Raw genomic sequence first — 16,180 nt, 5'->3', positions numbered from 1 at the left:
GCATGCCCGCCGCGCCTGCGTCAATGCCGGTGCGACGTCCTCGTTACCGGGTCGGCCTTCACGGCCGGCGGCGTGTCCGAGTCTTCATTGCTGCGCGCCCAGAAAAACCGGTCGGGCAGGTACGCGCCCATGCCGGGCCGGAACGCGTCGCGCACGGCCTGGTACAGGTATTCCTGCGCCTCGCGAACCGCCTCGGGCGGCTCCTGGCCGTTTGCGAGCAGCGCCGCGATGGCTGCGCCGAGCGTGTCGGTGATGCCCATCAGCCGGTGCGGCGAGCGATCCCACATGTCTTCGCGAAGCTGGCCTTCCTCGCCGTACAGCGTGTTGACGAGCCGGTGCGAACCCGTCTCCGACGACAGGATGTACTCGCAACCCTGCGACAGCAGGTGCGACACGGCCGCATCGAGATTCGGCGCCTCGGCGTCGCCGTCCGGCTGCGCGAGCGCGATCAGTGTCGCGTGATCGGCCACCAGCAGCGTGGTTTGCGGCGCCAGCAGGTCGGCGATCGATTCGCGCAGGTCGTCGGCCGCGAGCACGTGCTCGTCGTCGAGCGTGAAATCCGGCGCGAGCACGAGCGGCACGCCGTCGTAGTCGGCGACGACCTCCGCGATCGCGCTGACGACTTCCGCGCGCGTCGCCGCGCCGATCTTGAACGCGGCAACCGGCATGTCTTCGAGCAGCATGCGCGCCTGGGCGGCGACGACGTCGGGGTCGAGGCCGGTCACTTCTTCGCAGGCGGCCGAGTCGCGCACGGTGTAGCCCGTCAGGACGGACACGCCGTGACAGCCCATGCTCGCCAGGGTCATCAGATCGGCTTGGAGGCCGGAGCCGCCGGTGGGATCGGACAGGCCGAAGGTGAGGACGATCGGAGGGGCGTTGCTGGACATGTAAAAATGGGGCAAGAGAAAAACGGGAAAGCGACGGAGATGCGGACGGCGAGGCGAGTGGCCGTTTTCGGCCCTGTGTTGCCCGGCAGGCCGCACTTTTCAGCCATTATGCGGTGGAATCCGGCCCGCACGACGGATTTTTTAGCGCAGCGCAACGTAGTCGCCGTCCTCCAGCGCGATTGCTAGGCAGTCCGGCCCCGACACGGTACCATCATGGCTCCCGAATTTACCGACTTTTCCCGACGCGGCTAAGATGGAATACAAGAGCTGGATGTGCCTGATTTGTGGCTGGATTTATGACGAAGAAGCCGGGCTGCCGGAAGAGGGCATTGCCCCGGGCACGCGCTGGGAAGACGTCCCGATCAACTGGACGTGCCCCGAATGCGGCGCCCGCAAGGAAGACTTCGAGATGGTCCAGATCTGACCGGACCGCTGGCCCACGGACACCCCGCTCAGGCCTCGCACCGGCCCGGCGCTCGCGCGCCGCGGTTTGCGCGAGCGACTTGACGATGACAGGCGCGCGTGTCCATGACGTCCGATCCGGCGAACGTTCCCCTCCCTGACGCACTGCCCAACCCGCGTGGCGGCGCCGTGCGCGCGGCCGATGCATGGCTTGCGGCGGCTGCCGACGCATTCGAGCGGCACGACGATGCGGCTGCGCCGCTGTCTGCTGCCGCGGCCGTGCTGGCGGAAGCCGGCTGGCTGCCGGCCGCGCGGTTCGCCGGGCAACTGGCGGCCGCCGCGCCGCTGGTCGCCGCCGAGCCGACTTCGGCCGGCTGGCGTGCCGCGCTGCGCGATTTCCGCGCGGCCGTCGAGCGCCACAACCTGCGTGAGCTCGCCTGCTCGCCCGTTCTCCTCGACCATTTCCGTGCATTGCGCGCGCAATGCGCCGCCGACCTGCGCGCCAGCGCGCCGCTCGATGCACTCGCGCTCGTCGGCCGTGCGGTGCCGCCGGCCACGCTGCGCGCGCTGCCCGACGCGCTCGCGGCCCGGATCCGCGCCCGTTACGAGCAGGCGCTGCTCGGCGTGCTGCGCACGGAGCACGGCGCGCCAGACGCTGCGCTGGACGAGCTCGATGCGATGCAGGTCGCGCTCACCGACGACGGGCCGTACGATTTCTGGCGGCTCGCGAACGCGTGCCTGCGCGCGCTGCGCGCAAGCGGCGCGCCCGAGCTGAAACGCTTTCTCGCACGGACCAACCTGCTGCTCGGCGAGCATGCGCAGGGCCGACGCAGCGCGCCGCCCGAGCTCGTGCGCGAAACGGTGGCGCTGCTGTGGCGCGATTTCGCGCTGTTCGGCGCTGCGGCCGAGGACGTCGCGTTCGTCGACGTGCTGCACGACTACGGGCTGACGGTCGACTGGCACGTCGCCGGCACGCTGGCGTCCGAGGCGTTGTGGGAAGCCGACGCCGCGCGGGCCGAGCACGATGCGGTTGCCGTCGCGCCGACCCGCGCGCTCGGCGTCGTGACCGTCAACGCGCATGCCTATGAGGATTTCCTGCAAACGGCCGATGCGTCGATGGCCGATCTCGCGGCCGACCCGGCCAGGGCCGACGCAGGCGCTGCCTGGCACGCATCCGGCGCCGCCTACCGGGTCGGCACGGCCGCGTGCGCGCTCGGGCTCGGCCACGCGGCACTGCTGGCCGACACCCTCGGCCTCGCGTGGCGCCGTGCCGCCCACGGCGTGCCGCTCGCCGACGGCGGCCTCGATGCGCAGGGCCACGCATCCGACATGCTGCGCGCGGCGTTGCTGAAGATCGCGGCCGGCGTTGCGCCGCCGGACCTCACCGCGGCGTCCGAAGCGCTCGGCACGGCGCTCGGCCGGAACTGACGGACAAGGGGACGGACACGTGGCGGCGCCCCTTGCCGCGCGGGCCAGCAACACGCTGCCGACAGCGCCCGCGCGCGTGTTAGAGTGCCGTGTGATCCGCGCGCGCCGTTGCCAGCGTGGCGCGGCGTTGCTTGTTGATCGCGGCCCGGTCAGGTCGCGGCGTCTTTGCTAAAATTCAAACCATGTCAAAGCCTTCCGATCGCATCAATCTCACCAACCAGTTCCTGATCGCCATGCCCAACATGGCCGATCCGACGTTCTCGGGAACGGTGGTCTATCTTTGCGATCACAGCGAGCGCGGTGCGCTCGGCCTCGTCATCAATCGTCCTACCGACATCGATCTCGAATCGCTGTTCAACCGTATCGACCTGAAGCTCGACATCGAGCCGCTGCTGCACATTCCCGTGTACTTCGGCGGCCCGGTCCAGACCGAGCGCGGCTTCGTGCTGCACGAGCCGGTGGAAGGCGCGAGCTACAACTCGTCGATGTCCGTCGACGGCGGGCTGGAGATGACGACGTCGAAGGACGTGCTCGAGGCGGTCGCGACGGGCACCGGCCCGAAGCGCTTCCTGCTGACGCTCGGCCATGCCGGCTGGGGCGCAGGGCAGCTCGAGGAAGAAATTTCCCGCAACGGCTGGCTGACCGTGGCCGCCGATCCGCGCATCGTGTTCGACACGCCGGCCGAAGAGCGCTTCGAAGCCGCACTCGGCCTGCTGGGCGTCAGCTCGTCGATGCTGTCCGGCGAAGCAGGGCACGCATGAGTGGCGCGAGCGCGCGCGATGCGACGCTCCTGGCGTTCGACTACGGCGAAAAACGGATCGGCGTCGCGGTCGGCAACGCGCTGACGCGCTCGGCCCGTGCACTCGTCGTGATCCAGAACCTGAACCGCGAACACCGCTTCAAGGCGGTCGGCGACCTGCTGGCCGAATGGCGGCCGGACGCGCTCGTCGTCGGCTTGCCGATGCATCCGGACGGCACGCCGCACGACATGACGCAGCAGGCGAAGCGCTTCGGCAACCAGCTGAACGGCCGCTTCGGGCTGCCCGTCACGTGGGTCGACGAGCGCTATTCGTCGGTCGAGGCCGAGGCCGGGCTGCGCGAGCGCAACGTGCGCGGCCGTGCCCGCGCGGAGATGCTCGATGCCGAGGCCGCACGCGTCATCCTTCAACAGTATCTCGATCAATTGTCCGACCATGAGCACCATTGATGCCGAGGCGCTTTACCGCGTCCTGCTCGACCAGATCCGCGCCGCGTACGGCACGGCGTTCGCCGAACCGGGCGGGCCGCGGCTCGCCGGCATTCACAGCGGCGGCGCATGGCTGACCGAGCGCCTCGCGCGCGATCTCGGCACACCGGCGTTCGGCGTCGTGAACGTCGCGCTGCATCGCGACGACTACGCGAAGAAGGGGCTGCACAGCCAGGCCAGCCCGACGTCGCTGCCATTCGACGTCGACGGCGCGCGCATCGTGCTCGTCGACGACGTGCTGTACACCGGGCGCACCGTGCGCGCGGCGCTCAACGAACTGTTCGACTACGGCCGTCCGGCCGCGGTCGAGCTCGCGGTGCTGGCCGATCGCGGCGGCCGCGAGCTGCCGGTCGCCGCACGCTTCGCGGGCGGCACGCTCGACGTGCCGGCCGGCGCGACGCTCGTGCTCGCGCGCGACGACGCGCAGTTCACGCTGCGCGTCGACACGCACGGCGCCTGAACGACACGCGAACCGTATCCCGGGCCGCTGGTTTGCACCGCGGCCCGTTTGCATAGTTGGAATCACGCACACCATGACCACCGACACCACTGGCCGCACCGGCAATCCCGCTGCGGCCGCGAGCCCCGACCGGTTCCGCTACGGTTTCCTGAAGGGCAACCCGCAGCTCACGAAAAACGGCGAGCTGAAGCACCTGCTGTCGATCGAGGGCCTGCCGCGCTCGATCGTCAACCATATCCTCGATACGGCCGAGCAGTTCGTCAGCGTGACGGACCGTGAAGTGAAGAAGGTGCCGCTGCTGCGCGGCAAGTCCGTCTTCAACCTCTTCTTCGAGAACTCGACGCGCACGCGCACGACCTTCGAGATCGCCGCGACGCGCCTGTCGGCCGACGTGCTGAACCTGAACATCAACGCGTCGTCGACGAGCAAGGGCGAGTCGCTGCTCGACACGATCAACAACCTGTCGGCGATGCATGCCGACCTGTTCGTCGTGCGCCATGCGTCGAGCGGCGCGCCGTACCTGATCGCCGAGCACTGCGCGCCGCACGTGCACGTGATCAACGCCGGCGACGGCCGCCATGCGCACCCGACGCAGGGCCTGCTCGACATGTACACGATCCGTCACTACAAGCGCGACTTCACGAAGCTGCGCGTGGCGATCGTCGGCGACATCCTGCATTCGCGTGTCGCGCGCTCCGACATCCACGCGCTCACCACGCTCGGCGTGCCGGAAGTGCGCGCGATCGGCCCGCGCACGCTGCTGCCGGGCGGGCTCGAGCAGATGGGCGTGAAGGTGTTCCACAACCTCGACGAAGGGCTGAAGGGCGTCGACGTGATCATCATGCTGCGCTTGCAGAACGAGCGGATGAGCGGCGCGCTGCTGCCGTCCGCGCAGGAGTATTTCAAGACGTGGGGCCTGACGCCCGAGCGCCTCGCGCTCGCCGCGCCCGACGCGATCGTGATGCACCCGGGCCCGATGAACCGCGGCGTCGAGATCGATTCGCAGGTCGCCGACGGCCCGCAGTCGGTGATCCTCAACCAGGTCACGTTCGGCATCGCCGTGCGGATGGCGGTGATGGGCATCGTCGCCGGCAACAGCGATTGAGCCTGCTTTCGCGCCTCCTTATTCACGCAATCAACGCATTCACAGACAGCGCATGAAGATTCATATCAAAGGCGGCACGCTGATCGATCCGGTCGCCGGCACCGAGCGGCAGGCCGACGTATTCGTCGCGGCAGGCAAGATCGCCGCGATCGCCGAGGACGGCAAGGCGCCGGCCGATTTCAACGCCGCGAAGACCATCGACGCGTCGGGCCTGATCGTCGCGCCCGGCCTCGTCGACCTGTGCGCGCGGCTGCGCGAGCCCGGCTACGAACACAAGGCGACGCTCGCATCCGAGATGGCCGCGGCCGTCGCGGGCGGCGTCACGACGCTCGTGTGCCCGCCGGATACCGACCCCGTGCTCGACGAGCCGGGCCTCGTCGAGATGCTCAAGTTCCGCGCGCGCAACCTGCACCAGGCGAACGTGCATCCGCTCGGCGCGTTGACGGTCGGCCTCAAGGGTGAAGTGATCACGGAGATGGTCGCGCTGACCGAGTCCGGCTGCGTCGGCTTCACGCATGCGAACGTGCCGGTGCGCGACACGCAGGTGCTGCTGCGCGCGCTGCAGTACGCGAGCACTTACGACTATACGACGTGGCTGCGTCCGCTCGACGCGTTCATCGGCCGCGGCGGCGTGGCCGCGAGCGGGGCGCTCGCGTCGCGGCTCGGGCTGTCCGGCGTGCCGGTCGCGGCCGAGACGATCGCGCTGCACACGATCTTCGAACTGATGCGCGTGACGGGCGCGCGCGTGCACCTCGCACGGTTGTCGTCGGCGGCCGGCCTTGCGCTCGTGCGCGAGGCGAAGGCCGAAGGGCTGCCCGTGACCTGCGACGTCGGCGTGAACCATCTGCATCTGATCGACGTCGACATCGGCTACTTCGATTCGCAGTTCCGGCTCGATCCGCCGCTGCGCAGCGAGCGCGACCGCGAAGCGATCCGCGTGGCGCTCGCCGACGGCACGATCGATGCGATCTGCTCCGACCACACGCCGGTCGACGACGACGAGAAGCTGCTGCCGTTCGGCGAAGCGACGCCCGGCGCGACGGGGCTCGAGCTGTTGCTGTCGCTGACGCTGAAGTGGGCGGACGAGACGCGTACGCCGCTCGCGCAGGCGCTGCGCCGCATCACATCCGCGCCGGCCGATGTGCTGCAGTTGCCGGCAGGCCGCCTCACCGAAGGCGGCGCGGCCGACCTGTGCGTGTTCGACCCGCGCGCGCACTGGCGCGTCGAGCCGCGTGCGCTGAAGAGCCAGGGCCACAACTCGCCGTTCCTCGGCTACGAACTGCCGGCTACCGTGCGCGCGACGCTCGTGGCCGGGCAGGTCGCGTTCGAGCGCCACTGAACCACGCCGGACCCTCGCCATGACCGCCCTTCGCAAGCTGCGTCTCGTCTTTCACCTGTTGCGCGGCATGGCGATCGTCGCGCTGCGTTTTTCGCACGTCACGCCCGCGCGGCGCGCCGAGCTGATACGCCGCTGGTCGCTCAAGATGCTGCGAATCTGCGGGATGCGCCTCGTCGTCCATAACGACGGCGCACGCCTCGACGCGAGCGCGCTCGTCGTCGGCAACCACGTGTCGTGGCTCGACATCTACGCGGTCAACGCGTGGCGGCCGACGCCGTTCGTGTCGAAGGCCGAGGTGCGGCAGTGGCCGGTCGTCGGCTGGCTTGCCGAGAAGCTCGACACCGTGTTCCTGCAGCGCGAGAAGCGCACCGAGGCGATGCGGATCATGCACGAGATGGCCGAGCGCCTGCGCAACGGCGGGCTGATGTGCGTGTTTCCGGAAGGGACGACGTCCGACGGCCAGGAGCTGCTGCCGTTTCACGCGAACCTGTTCCAGTCCGCGGTATCGGCCGGCTGCGCGGTGCAGCCGATCTGCCTGATGTACGAGGATGCGCAGCGGCGGCAGTCGGTCGCACCGGCCTACACGGGCGAGCTGTCGCTCGGCAAGTCGCTCGACATGGTGCTGCGCGGCGGCCCGCTCGTCGCGCATCTGTACGTGTGCGATCCGATCGCGCCGGGCGGCGACCGGCGGGCGACGTCCGCGGCGGCGCGCGACGCGATCGCGGCCGCGCTGGCGACGCTGCAGGAAAAAGTCGGCAAGCCGTCGGCCGAGTCGCTCGCGGAACTGCAGAAGCATGCGTATCCGGCGACCGAGCTCGGTGGTGGGGCGGCGGGTGATGCGGCGGCCGATGAGCCGGTGCCGGGGCGGGAAGGGTGACGTGCCGCTCGGTCACGCGAATCGGCGTGCGGTCACTCTCCGCCCGGTGAGCCGCACGCTTCGCACTGCACCTGCGTGACCGTGCGCTGCGCCGGATCGGCCGTCAGCCGTACGGCTGACAACTGGTTCCCCCATACACATCCCGAATCGAGTGCGACGACGTTGTCGCGCAGCATCAGGCCGAGTGCGGCCCAGTGTCCGAACACGACCGTCACGTCTTCCGTACGGCGCCCCGGCACGTCGAACCATGGCAGGTAGCCGGGCGGCGCGCTGTCGGGGCCGCCGTTCGCCTTGAATTCCATTGCGCCGTCGGGCGTGCAGAAGCGCACGCGCGTGAACGCGTTGAATGCGACGCGCATCCGGTCGCGTTTTTTCAGGTTCGGACTCCATTGATTCGGCTCGTTGCCGTACAGGCCTTGCAGCGTGTCGCGCCAGTCGGGCGCGCGCAGCGCGCGCTGGAGTTCGTCGGCGAGTTCGAGCACGAGCGTGGCGTCCCATTGAGGCAGCAAACCCGCATGCACGAGCAGCATCCCGTGCTCCGCGTGCACGAACGGGCGGTGGCGGACCCAGTCGAGCAGCGCGTCGGCGTCGGGGGCGTCGAGGATCTCGCCGATCGTGTCGCCAGGGCGTTCGGTGCGCAGCCCGGCGGAGACCGCGAGCAGGTGAAGGTCGTGATTACCGAGCACGACGGTCGCGCGCGGGCCGAGGTCGACGAGCGCGCGCAGCGCGGCGAGGGAACCCGGCCCGCGGTTGACGACGTCGCCGGCGATCCACAGAGGGGTGTCCGCGGGAGCCGAAAGCTTCTCGAGCAGGGCCTGGAAAGCGGAATGACAGCCTTGGATGTCGCCAATGGCGATGGGGATGCGGGTCATGTAGCGGCGGATTTTGCGAGTGTCGATAACGCGGGAAAAATCATCCATTCAATACGCTGATTCACAATTTGTGTTCCGCAACAGCTGGTTGATTTGGCAAGAAATTTCATGCTCGGAAAGGGTTCGAAGCGCTGTATCAAGTTGTTAGCGGCATGGCTTTTGCAGGGGGCGGCTCCCTATAATTGTCGCTTTCCCCAACAAAATTAGCATTTCATGACTTTGGAGGCCATGTCGACCGGTTAAAATTCCCGGTCTGACGTAGCGATCACAAGTTACTAGCATTTGCGAATCTGAGGTGGCCGGCGCCTGATGACGTCTGCCGCACATTATTTGAGGGAGCCTCATGATCCTGGTTACGGGCGGCGCGGGTTTTATCGGTGCCAATTTTGTACTCGACTGGCTGCGCGCATCGGACGAAGCCGTGCTCAACGTTGACAAGCTGACGTATGCAGGAAACCTGCGCACGCTGCAGTCGCTGGACGGGAATCCGAAGCACGTGTTTGCACGCGTCGACATCTGCGATCGCGATGCTCTTGATGCGCTCCTGGCCGAGCACAAGCCCCGTGCCGTGCTGCACTTTGCCGCGGAAAGCCACGTCGATCGCTCGATCCACGGTCCTGCGGACTTCGTGCAGACCAACGTCGTCGGCACGTTCACGCTGCTTGAGGCCACCCGTCAGTACTGGAACGGCCTGAGCGACGCCGACAAGGCCGGGTTCCGCTTCCTGCACGTGTCGACCGACGAGGTGTTCGGTTCGCTGTCGGCCACCGACCAGCAATTCTCCGAGACGACGCCGTACGCGCCGAACAGCCCGTATTCGGCGACGAAGGCGGGTTCCGACCACCTGGTGCGTGCTTACCACCATACGTACGGTCTGCCGGTACTGACGACGAACTGTTCGAACAACTACGGCCCGTATCAGTTCCCCGAGAAGCTGATTCCGCTGATGATCGCGAATGCGCTCGCGGGCAAGCCGCTGCCGGTGTACGGCGACGGCCAGAACGTGCGCGACTGGCTGTATGTCGGCGACCACTGCAGTGCGATCCGCGAAGTGCTCGCACGCGGTGTGCCCGGCGAGACGTACAACGTCGGCGGCTGGAACGAGAAGAAGAACCTCGAAGTCGTGCATACGCTGTGCGACCTGCTCGACAAGGCACGCCCGAAGGCAGCAGGTTCGTACCGTGACCAGATCACCTACGTGACGGACCGGCCCGGCCACGATCGCCGCTATGCGATCGATGCGCGCAAGCTCGAACGCGAGCTCGGCTGGAAGCCTGCGGAAACGTTCGAGACCGGTCTGGCAAAGACGGTCGACTGGTATCTCGACAACCAGGTCTGGGCCGATGAAGTCGCATCGGGCGAGTACCGCAAGTGGGTCGAGACGAACTACGCGAAACGCACTTGAGGAGAGAAGCGATGGCACGTAAGGGCATCATTCTCGCCGGCGGTTCCGGCACACGGTTGTACCCGATCACGCACGTCGTATCGAAGCAGCTGCTGCCGGTGTACGACAAGCCGATGATCTACTATCCGCTGTCGACGCTGATGATCTCGGGCATTCGCGACGTATTGATCATCTCGACGCCGCAGGACACGCCGCGCTTCGAGTCGATGCTCGGCGACGGCAGCCAGTGGGGGATGAACATCCAGTATGCGGTGCAGCCGTCGCCCGACGGTCTCGCGCAGGCGTTCATCATCGGCAAGGAGTTCGTCGGCAACGATCCGTCGGCGCTGATCCTCGGCGACAACATCTTCTACGGCCACGATCTCGCCAAGCAGCTCGAGCGTGCGCACGCACAGGAAACGGGCGCAACCGTGTTCGCGTATCACGTGCACGATCCGGAGCGTTACGGCGTCGTCGAATTCGACAAGTCGTTCCGCGCGCTGTCGATCGAGGAGAAGCCGGCGAAGCCGCGTTCGAACTATGCGGTGACCGGTCTGTACTTCTACGACAACCGCGTGTGCGACATCGCGGCCGACATCAAGCCGTCGCCGCGCGGCGAGCTTGAAATCACCGACGTCAACTCGCGCTATCTCGACAGCGGCGCGCTGAATGTCGAGATCATGGGGCGCGGCTATGCGTGGCTCGATACCGGCACGCACGATTCGCTGATCGAGGCGGCCAGCTTCATCGCGACGTTGCAGAAGCGACAGGGCCTCGTGGTCGCCTGTCCGGAAGAAATCGCCTATCGCCGCAGCTGGATCGACGCGGAGCAAGTGCTGAAGCTGGCACAGCCGCTTGCGAAGAACGCATACGGTCAGTACCTCAAGAACATTCTTACGGATCAAGTCGCATGGCCATCCAAGTAACGGCAACGGCGCTCCCCGAAGTCAAGATCATCGAGCCGAAGGTGTTCGGCGACGCGCGCGGGTTCTTCTACGAAAGCTTCAACGGGAAGGAGTTCGCCGAGCAGGTCGCGCCCGGTGTCGAATTCGTGCAGGACAACCATTCGCGCTCGTCGAAGGGCGTGCTGCGCGGCCTGCACTATCAGATCCAGCACGCGCAGGGCAAGCTCGTTCGCGTAGTCGAGGGCGAGGTGTTCGACGTCGCGGTCGATATTCGCAAGGATTCGCCGAACTTCGGCAAGTGGGTCGGGGTTGTCCTGTCGAACGATAACCATCGGCAGCTGTGGGTGCCGCCCGGTTTCGCACACGGTTTCGTCGTGCTGTCGGAGGCTGCGCAATTCCTCTACAAGACGACCGACTACTGGTTCCCGGAACACGAGCGCAGCATCGTGTGGAACGACCCGGAGATCGGGATCGAGTGGCCGATCGATTTCGAGCCGCTGCTGGCGGCGAAGGACGCGGCCGGCAAGCGTTTGAGCGAAGCCGAAGTTTATGCGTGAGGTGGGTGTGACTCCTGAACCGACGATCCTCGTGACGGGCGTGAATGGCCAGGTCGGGTTCGAACTGCTGCGCTCGCTGCAAGGCCTCGGCCGTGTGGTGGCGTGCGACCGATCGATGCTCGACCTGTCCGATCTCGATCGGGTGCGCAGCGTTGTACGCGAGCTGAAGCCGTCGATCATCGTGAATCCGGCCGCGTACACGGCCGTCGACAAGGCCGAGACGGACGTCGACGCCGCACGTCGACTGAATGCCGAAGTCCCGCGTGTGCTGGCCGAAGAGGTGGCGCGTAGCGGCGCGGCACTGGTTCACTACTCGACCGATTATGTGTTCGACGGTGTAAAGCCGGGTGAGTATTGCGAGACCGATCTCCCGGATCCGCAAAATGTCTATGGCCTGACCAAGCTCGAAGGCGAAGCGGCGATTGCCTCGTCCGGATGCCGGCATCTCATTTTGCGCACCAGTTGGGTATATGGTGCGCGTGGGCATAATTTTCTGCTGACGATGCTTCGTTTGGGCGCCGAACGTCCTGAATTGAAAGTTGTTGCTGATCAAATGGGGGCGCCGACCTGGAGTCACGCCATCGCGACGGCGACGTCGCATGTGATTGCCCAAGCGCGCGGTGCCGCGGATGCGGCGGAATGGTGGGACGCACGTTCCGGAACGTATCATTTGACAGCTAGCGGCAACACGTCGTGGCACGGATTCGCGTCGGCGATTTTCGAGCTGGCGGACCTTCCGAAGGGGCCGGCCGTATTGCCGATTCCGGCTGCGGACTATCCGACGCCGGCGAAGCGGCCGTCGAATTCAAGGCTGTCCAACGCAAAGCTGGCGCAGGTTTTTGGTGTGGCCTTGCCGCACTGGCGCGAATCTCTCGGGCTTTGCCTGGCTGGTATGCAGAAGACCTGATCGTTTCTGTAGTGTGAGTGATCGCATGCGCGTGTAGCGCGTTTCGTACCGAAGCGGGCGGATGCGGCTGATATCCGCGGCGCCGTACGTCGACCGAAGCGCGTTGATCGTCAATGCAATACGAGGAAGATGTGAGCTTGTTGCCTATTATTCTTTGCGGCGGTGCCGGGTCAAGACTTTGGCCCGTGTCTCGTGAATCGCATCCTAAGCCGTTCATTCGGCTTAGCGACGGTGAAAGCCTGTTGCAAAAGGCCTTCCTGCGGGCGGCCGATCTGGCTGGCGTCGATGAAGTGCTCACGGTCACCAATCGCGACCTTTTCTTCAAGACCGAGGACGAGTATCGGGAAGTCAATGCGACCGGATTGGCGACCTCGTTCATTCTCGAGCCTTTCGGCAGAAACACGGCTGCTGCGATCGCCGCGGCGACCTTGTATGCCGCTGCCACCCAGGGCGAACAGGTCGTGATGCTCGTGCTCGCGGCGGATCATCTGATCAACGACACATCGGCGTTTGCCGACGCAGTGGAGAAGGCGTCGGTGCTGGCCACGGGCGGGCGGGTCGTCACGTTCGGCATACAGCCCGACAGCCCGGAAACCGCATATGGATATATCGAGGCGGATGGAACCGACATCGTGCGTTTCGTCGAGAAGCCAGATCTCGCCCATGCGCAGCAGTATCTTGAGTCCGGACGGTTTCTGTGGAATTCCGGGATGTTTTGTTTTACGGCCGGAACGATGCTGCGAGAGCTTGCCGAGCATTGCCCGGACATCCTTGATTCCGTGAAAGCCTGTATCGATGCGTCACCGTCGTCGACGAGTGCGGGCGGTGGGGCGCAAATTCGTCTCGAGCCGAACACTTTCGGTGCGGTTCCCGATGTTTCCGTGGATTATGCGGTGATGGAAAAGTGCCGGCAGGGGTCGGTGGTACCGTGTTCGATCGGCTGGAGTGACGTCGGATCGTGGACGGCGCTGGGTGATCTTGCGACTCCGGACGAGCACGGCAATCGCGTAGAAGGCGAAGCGCTGCTTGTCGATGTCAGGAACAGTTATCTGCAGAGTTCCGAGCGATTGATTGGCGCGGTCGGTGTCGAGAACCTGATCGTGATCGACACGCCCGACGCATTGCTGATTGCGACACGCAGTCGCGCGCAGGATGTGAAGCAGATCTATGCGGAGCTCAAGGCGACCGGTCACGAGGCGTACAAGGTACATCGAACGGTGCATCGCCCGTGGGGAACGTACACGGTGCTTGAAGAGGGGCCTCGATTCAAGATCAAGCGCATTGTCGTGAAGTCTGGCGCGAGCCTCAGCCTTCAAATGCATCATCATCGCAGCGAGCACTGGATCGTCGTGTCCGGGATGGCCAAGGTCGTCAATGGCGACGAAGCATTTTTCGTGTCGACCAACGAATCCACTTACATTCCTGCTGGCCACAAGCACCGGCTGGAGAACCCCGGGGTAGTCGACCTGGTCATGATCGAAGTTCAGAGTGGCGAGTATTTAGGCGAAGACGACATCGTCCGCTTCGAAGACAACTACGGGCGAACATGACGCGATGGCAGGCCGGGATGTGGCGGATTCGAGTTGCCAAAACGGCTCGGCATAGTGATCGTGTCAAAGCGCATTGAAATCGCAGGATGGCGTACATGGCCATTTCGCACGATGCTGGTACCGTAGGCGTAGCAATCTTATGAGTAATACACAAAATCGATCGCCGAACACCGGAGCGGTTGTCGTTTTCTTTCATCCGGACGCGGCCTGTGTTGCGCGCGCCAATCGGCTGGCCGAGTCGATGCATTGCGTGGTGGTCGACAATACGCCGGAAGTGCTTGATCGCCGCGCTCTCGGGCTGGCCGACTCGATCAAATACATTCCGAACGGGTGGAATGCCGGAATCGCGATGGCGTTCAATCAGGGGGTCGGCGCTCTGATTCACGCGGGTTGCGATGTCGCGTTGTTGTTTGATCAGGACAGCGAGCCGCCTCAGTCCTTGCTGACGGATCTGCCGAAACTAATCGTCCAGGCCCGGGAGTCGGGTAGCCGCGTTGCGCTGATCGGCCCCGCTTATGAGGATCGACGTCTGCGTGGTGTCGCACCGTTTGTCCGGTTCGGATGGGGACGGCTCCAGCGGATACCTCCGGTTGGCGACGTACCCATCGACGTTGACTTCCTCATTTCGTCCGGATCCTGCATCAACCTTGAATGCTGGAAAGACGTTGGCGCAATGGACGAGTCGCTATTCATCGACTTCGTCGATCTCGAATGGTGCATTCGTGCGAAGCAGCGCGGCTATCATGTTTGGGGGATTCCCTGGTTGCGGATGAGTCACGAGCTGGGAGGCGAGCCTGTTCAGGTATTGGGGCGTCGTTATCCCATGCATGGACCGATTCGTCACTATTATCAGTTCCGCAATGCAATCGCATTGATGAAGCGTGCATCGATGCCGTTGAAATGGAAATCCACGGAACTCGTGAAGTTGCCATTTCGAGTCGTGATCTATTGTTTTTTCCCGGATCGTCGCGGGGAGCATCTTGCGATGGTATGGCGTGGAATCAGAGATGGTTTGCGTGGGCGGCTCGGACCTTATTCCGATAACGCTTGATGAAAATTCCGGAAGGTGTCGCCAGGCGGTTCAGTTAGGTTCGCTTGATTGGCATTGTAGCCGCGGCGCTGTTTGCCGCACATCAGAATTCAGATGAGGCGTAGTCCTGCGTTGGCAGGCTGTTTTGATGTGGTGCGTTGGAGGCGAGCGAATTAAAATTTGACGGTTTGGACGATGAGTCAGGGTTGGTATTAACCCCACTTCCTTTCAAAATTATAATTCTATGTAATATGATGTAAGACCGTGGCATCGGCCTTCAGTCAGCAATATCTCGATAATTGCCACGGCTATGGCAACAGCAGCCTACCCAAACCGTCTACCTGAGAGATGAGTATGGAGCCGACGCAAATTGCTCGCGGATATTGCCACGTCTGCGGATCGCAAGCCATTTTCAAGTCATACGAGCCGGTAGATTTTCCCTGCAAGCGCAATTCTTTCCTCTGTGAGCACTGTGGATCTTCTGCAAGAAATCGGCATCTTGCGAAGTCGATTCTCGATTTGTGGTTGAGTGGCGATTCCCGTGCGTCGCTTCGGAAATTTGCAAGAAAATTCCGCGGAACGGTCTATATAGCGAGCACTGCAGGTGCTGTCGCTGAATCTCTGGCCCCGCTTGGCGAGCGTCTCGTTGCAAGTGAATACATCGACGGCACTGCTTCGGGAGAGTGTCGTAATGGAATTCTGTGCGAGGATATTCAGGCTACGTCGTTTGACGACAGTTCATTTGACCTGATCATCACTGAAGACGTCCTGGAACATGTTCCTTGCCCTGAAATGGCATTTTCCGAGATTCGACGTATTTTGAAGCCCGGTGGTTACCATATTTCTACGATACCCGTTAAATGGCACCTTGCCAAAAGTGAGCCTCGAGCAATAATTGAGAACGGGATGATCGTTCACTTGCGGGAACCCGAATTTCATCTCGATCCGACCAGGGAAGAGGGAATATTGGCTTTTACCGACTATGGGCAGGATATTCTCACTCGATATTGCAGCATCATTGGCAAGTCGGAGATGTTGGCTGCTCACGGGGACCTTGACATGGAACGTGCATACGCAATTTATAACAACTGGGTCTTCCTGTCGCAGCGGCAAGGGGTATCGTCCCTGCCGGCATCTGCCTGGACAAGATTTGTCAGTCGATGGATGTGAAGTTGATGAAACTCGAGTATCGAATTTAAATCGATTGAGCCGACGTATCGGCGACACTCGC

Annotated in this window: 17 protein-coding genes; 15 read left to right on the top strand and 2 right to left on the bottom strand. The window is 64.2% G+C overall.

The genetic code is table 11. The annotated features are described in order from the left end of the window. Positions 1–20: 20 nt before the first annotated feature. On the bottom strand, positions 21–887 hold the full coding sequence (locus DIE03_RS08145) for a hydroxymethylpyrimidine/phosphomethylpyrimidine kinase (RefSeq protein ID WP_124449180.1): 867 nt from the start codon (positions 885–887) through the stop codon (positions 21–23). A 253-nt stretch (positions 888–1,140) separates the two neighbouring features. On the opposite strand from DIE03_RS08145, the gene DIE03_RS08140 reads away from it, so the two are divergent. The 8 genes from DIE03_RS08140 to DIE03_RS08105 all read left to right on the top strand — a co-directional run bounded on the left by DIE03_RS08140 (position 1,141) and on the right by DIE03_RS08105 (position 7,744). Then, on the top strand, positions 1,141–1,311 hold the full coding sequence (locus DIE03_RS08140; protein WP_004186709.1) for a rubredoxin: 171 nt from the start codon (positions 1,141–1,143) through the stop codon (positions 1,309–1,311). Positions 1,312–1,415: 104 nt separating this feature from the next. Beyond that, complete coding sequence (locus tag DIE03_RS08135; protein WP_124449178.1) at positions 1,416–2,717, top strand: hypothetical protein; 1,302 nt, start codon at positions 1,416–1,418, stop codon at positions 2,715–2,717. A 182-nt stretch (positions 2,718–2,899) separates the two neighbouring features. Continuing rightward, on the top strand, positions 2,900–3,478 hold the full coding sequence (locus tag DIE03_RS08130; protein WP_006491354.1) for a YqgE/AlgH family protein: 579 nt from the start codon (positions 2,900–2,902) through the stop codon (positions 3,476–3,478). Further along, complete coding sequence (gene ruvX / locus DIE03_RS08125; protein WP_011351144.1) at positions 3,475–3,924, top strand: Holliday junction resolvase RuvX; 450 nt, start codon at positions 3,475–3,477, stop codon at positions 3,922–3,924. The genes DIE03_RS08130 and ruvX overlap by 4 nt, the downstream gene beginning before the upstream one ends. Continuing rightward, positions 3,911–4,423 carry a bifunctional pyr operon transcriptional regulator/uracil phosphoribosyltransferase PyrR gene (gene pyrR / locus DIE03_RS08120; RefSeq protein WP_124449176.1) on the top strand — a complete coding sequence of 171 codons (513 nt, stop codon included), beginning with the start codon at positions 3,911–3,913 and terminating at the stop codon, positions 4,421–4,423. Before ruvX ends, pyrR begins: the two co-directional genes overlap by 14 nt. A 73-nt stretch (positions 4,424–4,496) precedes the next feature. Further along, positions 4,497–5,528 (top strand): aspartate carbamoyltransferase catalytic subunit, encoded by a 1,032-nt coding sequence (locus DIE03_RS08115; protein WP_006476735.1) that lies wholly within the window; start codon positions 4,497–4,499, stop codon positions 5,526–5,528. 52 nt (positions 5,529–5,580) lie between these two features. After that, positions 5,581–6,867: a dihydroorotase gene (locus DIE03_RS08110; protein ID WP_124449174.1), complete on the top strand. Its 1,287-nt coding sequence runs from the start codon at positions 5,581–5,583 to the stop codon at positions 6,865–6,867. A gap of 19 nt (positions 6,868–6,886) precedes the next feature. Then, positions 6,887–7,744: a 1-acyl-sn-glycerol-3-phosphate acyltransferase gene (locus DIE03_RS08105; RefSeq protein WP_124449172.1), complete on the top strand. Its 858-nt coding sequence runs from the start codon at positions 6,887–6,889 to the stop codon at positions 7,742–7,744. Positions 7,745–7,776: 32 nt separating this feature from the next. On the opposite strand, the gene DIE03_RS08100 is transcribed toward DIE03_RS08105, so the two are convergent. After that, entirely contained in the window at positions 7,777–8,616 is an 840-nt protein-coding gene (locus tag DIE03_RS08100) for a symmetrical bis(5'-nucleosyl)-tetraphosphatase (RefSeq protein ID WP_124449170.1), read from the bottom strand. A 343-nt stretch (positions 8,617–8,959) separates the two neighbouring features. On the opposite strand from DIE03_RS08100, the gene rfbB reads away from it, so the two are divergent. The 7 genes from rfbB (at position 8,960) to DIE03_RS08065 (ending at position 16,119) form a co-directional block, all read left to right on the top strand. Continuing rightward, on the top strand, positions 8,960–10,021 hold the full coding sequence (gene rfbB, locus DIE03_RS08095; RefSeq protein ID WP_124449168.1) for a dTDP-glucose 4,6-dehydratase: 1,062 nt from the start codon (positions 8,960–8,962) through the stop codon (positions 10,019–10,021). A gap of 11 nt (positions 10,022–10,032) precedes the next feature. Further along, the gene (rfbA, locus tag DIE03_RS08090) at positions 10,033–10,926 is read left to right on the top strand and encodes a glucose-1-phosphate thymidylyltransferase RfbA (RefSeq protein WP_124449166.1); all 894 of its coding nucleotides are present in this window, start codon (positions 10,033–10,035) and stop codon (positions 10,924–10,926) included. Beyond that, complete coding sequence (rfbC, locus tag DIE03_RS08085) at positions 10,911–11,462, top strand: dTDP-4-dehydrorhamnose 3,5-epimerase (protein ID WP_011544743.1); 552 nt, start codon at positions 10,911–10,913, stop codon at positions 11,460–11,462. The genes rfbA and rfbC overlap by 16 nt, the downstream gene beginning before the upstream one ends. Further along, positions 11,455–12,369, top strand: a complete 915-nt coding sequence (gene rfbD, locus DIE03_RS08080) for a dTDP-4-dehydrorhamnose reductase (RefSeq protein ID WP_124449164.1) — start codon at positions 11,455–11,457, stop codon at positions 12,367–12,369. Before rfbC ends, rfbD begins: the two co-directional genes overlap by 8 nt. Before the next feature lie 131 nt (positions 12,370–12,500). Further along, complete coding sequence (locus tag DIE03_RS08075) at positions 12,501–13,919, top strand: mannose-1-phosphate guanylyltransferase/mannose-6-phosphate isomerase (protein WP_124449507.1); 1,419 nt, start codon at positions 12,501–12,503, stop codon at positions 13,917–13,919. Positions 13,920–14,058: 139 nt separating this feature from the next. Further along, a complete protein-coding gene (locus DIE03_RS08070; RefSeq protein WP_124449162.1) occupies positions 14,059–14,970 on the top strand; it encodes a glycosyltransferase family 2 protein in 912 nt (303 codons plus the stop codon). Between the two features lie 333 nt (positions 14,971–15,303). Further along, the gene (locus DIE03_RS08065) at positions 15,304–16,119 is read left to right on the top strand and encodes a class I SAM-dependent methyltransferase (protein ID WP_185658125.1); all 816 of its coding nucleotides are present in this window, start codon (positions 15,304–15,306) and stop codon (positions 16,117–16,119) included. The last annotated feature ends 61 nt before the right edge of the window (positions 16,120–16,180 follow it).

The sequence above is a fragment of the Burkholderia sp. Bp8992 genome (genome assembly GCF_003853705.1).
Classification (GTDB): Bacteria; Pseudomonadota; Gammaproteobacteria; order Burkholderiales; family Burkholderiaceae; genus Burkholderia.
The sequence above is the reverse complement of the archived record's forward strand: the minus strand, read 5'-3'. Positions and strand labels throughout refer to the sequence as shown.